This window comes from Cellulomonas bogoriensis 69B4 = DSM 16987, assembly GCF_000767165.1.
In the GTDB taxonomy this organism is placed as follows: domain Bacteria; phylum Actinomycetota; class Actinomycetes; order Actinomycetales; family Cellulomonadaceae; genus Actinotalea; species Actinotalea bogoriensis.
Genome location: NZ_AXCZ01000117.1, coordinates 1 through 8,498 on the forward strand (window position 1 = coordinate 1; position 8,498 = coordinate 8,498).

The 8,498-nt window shown below is 72.4% G+C and carries 7 protein-coding genes; all 7 read right to left on the reverse strand.

Annotation, left to right across the window (positions count from 1 at the left end; all coding sequences use genetic code 11):
• Nucleotides 1–482: response regulator (locus tag N869_RS10490; RefSeq protein ID WP_035061296.1), on the reverse strand; the 482-nt coding region annotated here is incomplete at its 3' end.
• 197 nt (nucleotides 483–679) lie between these two features.
• A complete protein-coding gene (locus N869_RS10495) occupies nucleotides 680–2,590 on the reverse strand; it encodes a methyl-accepting chemotaxis protein (RefSeq protein WP_232229698.1) in 1,911 nt (636 codons plus the stop codon).
• Between the two features lie 108 nt (nucleotides 2,591–2,698).
• The gene (locus tag N869_RS10500; protein WP_035061286.1) at nucleotides 2,699–4,333 is read right to left on the reverse strand and encodes a methyl-accepting chemotaxis protein; all 1,635 of its coding nucleotides are present in this window, start codon (nucleotides 4,331–4,333) and stop codon (nucleotides 2,699–2,701) included.
• Nucleotides 4,334–4,415: 82 nt separating this feature from the next.
• Nucleotides 4,416–4,835 (reverse strand): chemotaxis protein CheW, encoded by a 420-nt coding sequence (locus N869_RS10505; protein WP_035061288.1) that lies wholly within the window; start codon nucleotides 4,833–4,835, stop codon nucleotides 4,416–4,418.
• A 1-nt stretch (nucleotide 4,836) separates the two neighbouring features.
• On the reverse strand, nucleotides 4,837–7,275 hold the full coding sequence (locus N869_RS10510) for a chemotaxis protein CheW (RefSeq protein ID WP_035061302.1): 2,439 nt from the start codon (nucleotides 7,273–7,275) through the stop codon (nucleotides 4,837–4,839).
• 155 nt (nucleotides 7,276–7,430) lie between these two features.
• Complete coding sequence (csrA, locus tag N869_RS10515) at nucleotides 7,431–7,673, reverse strand: carbon storage regulator CsrA (RefSeq protein WP_035061290.1); 243 nt, start codon at nucleotides 7,671–7,673, stop codon at nucleotides 7,431–7,433.
• Between the two features lie 82 nt (nucleotides 7,674–7,755).
• Nucleotides 7,756–8,400: a hypothetical protein gene (locus N869_RS10520; RefSeq protein ID WP_035061293.1), complete on the reverse strand. Its 645-nt coding sequence runs from the start codon at nucleotides 8,398–8,400 to the stop codon at nucleotides 7,756–7,758.
• Nucleotides 8,401–8,498: the final 98 nt, after the last annotated feature.

Genomic DNA, 8,498 nt, shown 5'->3' on the forward strand with positions numbered 1-8,498 from the left:
CCCGCCGGTCGCGGGGCCGCGCCCCGCGCACGAGGCGCGGACCGCCCGCCGGGGCTCGTCCCACCCGGCCGCGCGTGCGGCACCAGAGCCTTGATGCGCGGCAGGAGCTCGGCAGCCACCCGGGCCAACGCCTCGGTGAGGCTGCCCACGTTCGAGGGCTTGGTCACGTAGTCCGTGGCACCGGCCGCCAACGCGTCCAGGGTCGCCGCCGCACCACGTTCGGTGAGCGTCGAGAACATGATCACCGGCATCCGGTGACCGGCGGCCCGCAACGCCCGCACCGCCTCGATGCCGTTCATCACCGGCATCTCGATGTCCATGGTCACCAGGTCCGGCGCCAGCTGGGCGATCTTCGCCTGCGCCAGCTGACCGTTCGCGGCGATACCCACGACCTCGATGGCGGGGTCGGCCCGCAACGAGTCGGTGAGGAGTCGGCGGATGACGACCGAGTCGTCGACCACGAGCACTCTGATCCGTGCCACTTCCCCTCCTCTCCGGCGGCTCTCGCGTCCGCCTATCCATCGACCCCCCGCGGGGCCTTGTGAGCACTCGGGCGGGTGGTTCCCGCCTCGGTCAGCAGACGTCGCCCGAGCGGCGATCCGGCCGGACGACGCGGCGCACGGGACACCCGCACGGCCCCCCGGCAGGCGCCCTCACGGCCCCCTCCAGGTCCCGCCCCTCAGTAACGGAACGCGCCCACCTGGGTGCGCAGGTCCGCCGACATGCGGGCCAGCTCGTCGATCGAGGACTGCATCTGTCCCAGCACCACGCTCGACGACGACGCCGCCGTGGCGACGCCGGTGATGTTCTCCGCGATCTCACCGGACCCGGTGGCCGCCTCGGTCACACCACGGGACATCTCGTTGGTGGTCGCGGTCTGCTCCTCCACCGAGCTCGCGATCGTCAGCTGGTACTCGTTGATCCGCGAGATGATCGACGCGATCTCCGAGATCGCCCCCACGGCGTCGTCGGTGTCGGTCTGGATGGCCTCGACCCGCGCGGCGATCTCCTTGGTCGCACGGGCGGTCTCCTGAGCCAGCTCCTTGACCTCACCCGCCACGACCGCGAACCCACGTCCCGCATCACCGGCACGGGCCGCCTCGATGGTGGCGTTCAGGGCCAGCAGGTTCGTCTGCTCCGCGATCGAGGTGATGACCTTCACCACGTTCCCGATCTCCTGAGAGCTCGTCCCCAGGCGCGCGACGCTCGCGTTGGTCACGTCAGCGACCTCCGTCGCCGAGGTCGCCACCCGGGCCGCCTCGTTGGCGTTCTCCGCGATGTCACGGATCGAGGCGCCCATCTGCTCCGCGCCCGCCGCGACCGCCTGCACGTTGCGGCTCACCTGCTCGGCCGCCGCAGCGACCACCCCCGCCTGGACGCTGGTCTCCTCCGCCCCGGACGACACCTGCGACCCGGCCGCCGACATCTGCTCAGAGGCCGCGGCGACCGTCCCTGCCGTCTCGGCGACCCGCGCCAGCGTATGGCGCAACGACCCCTGCGCGAGCGACAGCGCCGCCGCCATCCGACCCACCTCGTCGCGGCTGCGCACCTGCGCCGCCACCGTGAGGTCGCCCTCGGCCATCGCCTGCAGAGAACGCTCGACCTGGGCCAGGGACCGGCGCACCGACCGGGCCACCAGCGTCCCCAGCAGCACCGCGAGCACCAGGCCGACCGCGATCGCACCGGCCGAGACCGCCCGCGCCCGCGTCGCGTCCGCGGCCGCCTGCGCCGCGACGTCGTCCACGTACGTGGCGACCCAGGTGTTCACCACCTCCATGTCCGCCGCCATCTGGTCCACGATCGGCTGCACCTGGTCCAGACGGACCTGCTCGTACAGGGCCCGGTCGGCATCCATGGCGGCCGGCAGCATGGTCGTGTCACGCAGGCGCTTCCACTCCCGCCACCCGTCCATGAACGACTCCCACTCGGGGACGGCGCCGTCGAGGACCGCGGTCACCTCGTTCGCCGCGCCCTCCAGGGGCACGTCGGTCTCAGGGATCAGGCGTGCCCAGCTGCGCCGCTCGAGGTAGTCCTCGGACGCGACCACCTGCGCCAGCAGCATCTGGGCCTCGGCCTGCGACTGGTTCACCATCGCGACCGGCGCGGTGATCTCGTCCTGCATGCGGGCCAGCTCACGGGAGTCGTCCGCCAGTGCCCGCAGGTTCACGTCGGCCACCAGCCCCGCACCCGCGGCAGTGACCGCCATCATCGCGACCACACCCATGATCTTCGCGCCGATGCCGTGCAGGAGACCCGCCCGGCTCGCGCGGGCCACGAGCTCCTCGTCGCGGTGGTCCGGCTCGCCACGACGGGACGCGCGTGCCGCCTTCGCCTCGGCGACGCGACGACGGGCAGCACCCGCCCCGCCGGACACCGAACCGGCCGCCACCCTGAGCGCCGAACCCACCGACGTGCCCACGGTGGACCCGACCGCCGCCGCGCCCGCACCTGCGCTGCGCACCGCGGCCATCGCACGCCCCACCGGGGTGGGCTTCACCGTCGCCCGGTCGTCCGGGCCGTCGGGGGCACCGGTCGACGCACCCGACCGGGACCGGTCGTCGCCGGTGTTGTCGATCGTGTCGGTCGCCATGTCAGCAAGCTCCTCGGTGAGCTGGTCGGGGTAGGACTCATACCGCCCATCGGCATCCGGACGCAGGCTCTGAGCGTTCCGGCGTTCGACGGTGCCGTCGGGCACGTGTCAGTACGTGAAGGTCGAGACCTTGCCACGCAGGTCGGCGGACATCCGCGCCAGCTCGTCGATCGACGCGCCGAGCTGCGTCAGCACCTCGCTCGAGGTCGCTGTCGCCGCCGCCACACCCGTGATGTTCTGGGCGATCTCGCCCGAGCCCGTGGCAGCCTCGCCCACCCCGCGCGACATCTCGCCCGTGGTGGCCGTCTGCTCCTCCACGGCACTGGCGATGGTCAGCTGGTAGTCGTTGATCGTCGCGATGATCGAGGAGATCTCACCGATCGCCGCCACCGCGGTCTGCGTCTGGGTCTGGTTGGTCGCGATGCGACCGGCGATGTCCTCGGCGGCCCGGGCCGACTCCTGGGCCAGGTCCTTGACCTCACCCGCCACCACCGCGAACCCCTTGCCCGCCTCACCGGCACGCGCGGCCTCGATCGTGGCGTTCAACGCCAGCAGGTTCGTCTGCTCCGCGATCGAGGTGATCACCTTCACCACGTCACCGATCTCCCTGGCCGACGCGCCGAGCTCGCTGACCGACCCCTGCGTGTGCCGGGTGAACTCCACCGCCCGTGCCGCCACCTGAGCGGCGTCGTTGGCGTTCTGCGCGATCTCCCGGATCGAGGACCCCATCTGCTCCGCCCCGGTCGCCACCGCCTGCACGTTCCGGCTGACCTCCTCGGCGGCAGCCGCCACCGCGCCGGCCTGCGAGCTGGACTCCTCGGCGCTCGCGCTCACCTGGGTGCCGGCGGCCGACATCTGCTCCGCGGCCGCCGCCAACGCCGACGAGGTCTCGGCGACCTGCGACACGATGCCCCGCAGGGACGTCTGCGCCTCACGCAGGGCACCCGCCATCCGACCGATCTCGTCCGCACCCGTCACCGTGACGGGTGCGGTCAGGTCGCCCTCGGCCAAGGCCTGCAACGCCACACCCACCTCCCGCACCGGGCGACTGATCTGCGCGGTCACACGCAACGCCACCAGCACGGCGACCAGGACACCCAGCGCCAACGCCACCACGAACACCGCGACAGCCCGGTTCGCGTCCTGCTCCGCGTCGGTGGCCACGCCCTCCACGTAGGCGTTCATCTGCGCGGCCGCGTCGTCCAGGTGCTCCAGCGCACGGTCCATCAACGGCTGGGCCACGGTCAGGCGCACCTGCTCGTAGCGCACGGCGTCGTCAGCCATCGCCGGGGCCATCAGCTGGGACTCACGGACCTGCTGCCACTCGCGCCACATGTCGACGAACGACGTCCACTGCGGGAAGTCCGCACCGACCGCGACGTCGACCCGCCCGATCGCCTCCTCGAGCTGGGCGTCGATGTCCGCGATGTGCGACGCCCACATCTGACGCTGCTGGTCACTGGACGCGGCGACCACCTGTGCCATCGCCAGACGCGCCTCGTTGACCTCGGCCCGCACGAACGCCAGCTCGGAGGCGAGCCCCGACTGCGCGTCGGCCACCGACCGCACGGCCTCGGTCGTCGTCTGCATCGACGAGACCGCCAGTGCGCCCGAACCCACCGCCACGAACGTCAACGTCCCGATCGCGGCGAGGATCTTGGTGCGGACGGACCTGTCGGCGAACCGCGGACGGCGCCCGCGGCGCTCTCCGTCGTGGTCGGTGGCGGACGACGAGCGGGCCATGGTGCTCCTCATGAGGACGCGCAGGGGTGGGCGCGGGTGGGACGACGGTCAGGGCCCGGTCGGGGCCCTGACCACGGGAAGGTCACGCGGCGGTGGCCGCCTCGACATCCAGGGCCAGAAGCAGGCCCCCGTCGAGCTTGTACGCACCCACGAGGACGTCCCGCAGGGCCGCGTCGAGGGTGTCGGGCGGGGTCTCGAACTGGGAGTCGTCCACGTCGATGACGTCGCCGATCTCGTCGACGAGCAGGCTCACCGGCTCGCTGCCGACCTTCACCACGACCATCATCGGCTCGACACCCTGCGCCAGGGGCGGCAGCCCCAGCTTGACCCTGAGGTCCACGGCGAGGACCACCTGTCCACGCAGGTTCACCAGGCCGGCCACCCCGGGTGGCGCGACCGGGACGGGGGTCCTGGCCTGGAAGCGCAGAGCCTCCTGCACGTGCAGGACGTCCACCCCGTAGCGGGCGCCCTCCACCGAGAACGTCGCGAGCTGTCGGCCCATGTCACACACCCACCAGTTCCCCGGAGCGGTGCGCACCGTTCTGGGCAGGGACCTCACCCTGCGCCTCGGTCGCCTCGTCAGCCGGCTCGTCGTCGAAGAAGTACGGGTCACCGGCCGTCACGGCCGCGTGCACGTCGAGAAGCTCCGTCACGCGGTCCTTCAGGACGGTCGAGCCCAGCAGGCCCCGGTCGCCGAGGTCGGAGTGGTGCGCGGTGTCGTCGTCGACGATGTCGATGATCTCCTCGACCACGATCGCCACGCTGCGGTCCCGGCGCGTGTACACCACGACCGTCAGCTCCTCGCCCGTGCTCGCCGAGCCACCCAGGAGGTTCGAGAGTCGCACCACCGGGGTGATCGCACCCCGGTACTGCACGACCTCACGGTTGGCCACCCGCTCCACCGACGCCGCCGGCAGCTTCTCCAGGCGCGTCACCGCGGACAACGGGATCGCGATCCTGCGGTCCTCACCGATCGCGGTGATCAGCACCTGCTCGATGTCGCGCTCGACGTCGGACTGGGCGTCCTGGTCGTGGCGGTCCGCCTCGCCCAGCTCACCGTTCATGCACCGTCGGGCGATGGCCTGCACGTCCAGGATCAGCGACACCCGGCCGTCACCGAGCAGGGTCGCCCCGGCGTACAGCCCGATGGACTTCAGGCGTGCCGACAACGGCTTGACGACGATCTCCTCGGTGTTCAGGACCCTGTCGACCATCAGCCCGAAGCGCTGGGTGTCGGCCTGGAGCACCGCGATCACGGTGCGACCGTCCCCCTCGCGGGCCGGACCGGAGAACACCTCGCGCAGGTCGACCAGGGGGAGCAGCTCCCCGCGGAGCCGGTACACCGGCGCCCCGCGCACCCACTCCACCGAACCGTCGTTGGTCTGGGCGTCCAGGGCCACCAGCTCCAGCAGGCTCACCTGCGGGATCGCGTACAGCTGCTCGTCGCACTCGATCGTCAGGGCAGGCATGATCGCCAGTGTCAACGGGATCCGCAGGCGCCACGTCGTCCCGCGACCCATGATCGACTCGATGTCGACGGTGCCGCCGATGGCCTCGATCTTGGTGCGGACGACATCCATGCCCACGCCCCGGCCAGAGACGTTGGTGACGGCCTCCGCGGTCGAGAAACCCGGCAGGAACAGCAGCTGCAACAGCTCGGCCTGCCCCATCGAGGCGACCTGCTGGGCCGTCCGCAGGCCCTTCTCCACCGCCTTCGCCGCGACCCGGTCGGAGTCGATGCCCTTGCCGTCGTCGATGACCTCGACCACGACCTGGCCCCCGGCGTGGTAGGCCCGCAGGCTCACCAGGCCCTTGGCTGGCTTGCCCGCCGCGGTGCGGTCCTCCGGCGGCTCGATGCCGTGGTCGACCGCGTTGCGGATCAGGTGCGTCAACGGGTCCTTGATGGCCTCCAGCAGGCTGCGGTCCAGCTCGGTGTCACCACCGGTCATCTCCAGCCGGACCTGCCGTGAGCACGCCGCCGCGACGTCCCGCACCATGCGCGGCACCTTGGACCACACGTGCTCGATGGGCTGCATGCGCGTCTTCATGACGCCCTCCTGCAGCTCGGAGGCGATCAGGCTCAGCCGCTGGGACGCCCGCGCCAGGTCCACGTCGGCCACGTTGTCGGCCAGACGGGTGATGGCGTTGCGGGCCAGCACCAGCTCACCGACCTGCCGCATGAGCGCGTCCAGCAGGTCCACGTCCACGCGGATCGAGCCGTCGGCCGCGCCGCGGGTCGCCTCGGCCGGGGCCTCACCCGGGTCCACGGGGTGTGGAGCGGACTCGGAGGCCGCCGGCGGCGGCTCGGACGGCTGCTGCACGGCCGGTGGTGGGGTCTTCTTCACGGTCTTCCTCCGCGGTGGCGCCGGCTCGGGCCGCCGCTGCTGGGGCAGGTCGGCCTCAGCCGTTCCCGCGTCGTCGGGGGTGGGCGCCGGCTCGTCCGGCTCGACGGTGGTCCGGGCGACCGTTCCCTCGTCCACGGGCTCCGGCTCGGGCTCCACCGGCTCGGGGGTGGCCGGCTCGGGCTCCGCCGCTTCGGGCGCCGCAGGGGCGGTCGCGCCGTCCAGCACGGCCTGGATGCGCGCCACCGTGGGAGCCACGTCCACATCGCCCTCGGTCCCGTCCGACTCGATGTGTCGCAGCAGGGCGCGCACCCCGTCGACCATCTCCAGCAGGACGTCGGTGGTCGGCTGGTCCATCACCCGCTTGCCGTCCCGCAGCTGGACCAGCAGGTTCTCGCCCACGTGCGTGAGCCGCTCGAGCACGTTGAAGGCGAGGAACCCGCTCGTGCCCTTGATCGTGTGGATCGTGCGGAACACGCTGCCGAGCAGCTCGCGGGACTCCGGCGCGCCCTCCAGGGCGACCAGGTCCGAGTCGAGCTGGTCGAGATTCTCGTGGCTCTCCACGAGGAACTCGTGGACGATCTCGTCCAAGTCCTCCACGTCGGCCTCCACAGCTCAACCGGTGACGGGACCTCCGTCACGTGCTGAGGGTGTGATCGGCACGCCCCTGGGGCTTGTGAGGAGTCGTCGCAGTCCTCACCCGCACCGGGCCGACGGCCACGGGGCACCCCTGACCGGGGGCGTGCCGGGGTGGCTCAGTCGGTACCGGGTGCGCCTGGGCGCAGGGCGCGCAGCGCCTCGACAGCGGTGTCGTCCGCAGCCGCCGCCGCGACGTTCGCCTGCTGCACCGCCTCCAGGATCTCGGCCCGGTGCACGCGCACCTCGCGCGGGGCGTCGATGCCGAGACGCACGCCGTCGCTGCGCACGTCGATCACGGTGACGACCACGTCGTCACCGATGACCAGGCGCTCCCCCACGCGTCGACTCAGCACCAGCATGCACGCGAGCGTATCCCGTCACGCCCCCCCGTGGGCCACCGTAGGACCACCAGCGCCCGTGTCGGGCACCTCGAGGCGGCCGTCAGTCCCAGCGGGCGTCGTCCGCCAGACGTTCGGACAGGACCGCCGCCCACACCACCGGGGTAGCCGGCAGACCGTCCACCCACCCCACCGGGACGTCCAGCGACAGGACCGTCCCCGGGGCCTGGGCCTCGAACGCCCCGCACGCCGCGAGGGCGTCGAACGGCCGGTCGGCCCCCACCGCCCGCAGCCAACGCCGCACCTCGACCGGTTTGCGCGTCGCGTCGACCGCCGCCCACGCCTGATCCGGTTCCAGGGCCTGGAGCATCGCAGCGGTGTCCGCCCAGGTCTCACGGTCCTCAGAGACCCCCAGAGCCACGACGGTCGGTCGCGAGGGGTCCGTCCGGGCCCTGAACCGGCCCGCACCTGCCACCGACTGCAAGCGCCGGCCGTGCCCGGGGACCGGGTCGACGTGCCCAGCCAGGACGATCTCGTGGGTGTTCAGACCGGCACGGTGAGCCATCTGCGTGGCGGTCCGCAGCGCGGCGTCCCCCTGCCCTGCGACCACCAGCACGCCCTCGCCCAGGCGTGCCGTCGGTGGCCGGTCGAAGCGGCGCACCAGCACCGACAGCGGCGTGGGAGCGCTCGGGTCACCGAACCCGGCCATCAGCCTCGCCGGCACCCCGAGCTCCAGGAGCGCGGTCACGCTGGAACCACGACGAGGACCCGCAGGGACCTCCGGCGGAGACGCAGGCTCCGTCGGCGCGGGTTCAGGGTGCGTGGCAGGGGCGCCCGGCGCGGCGG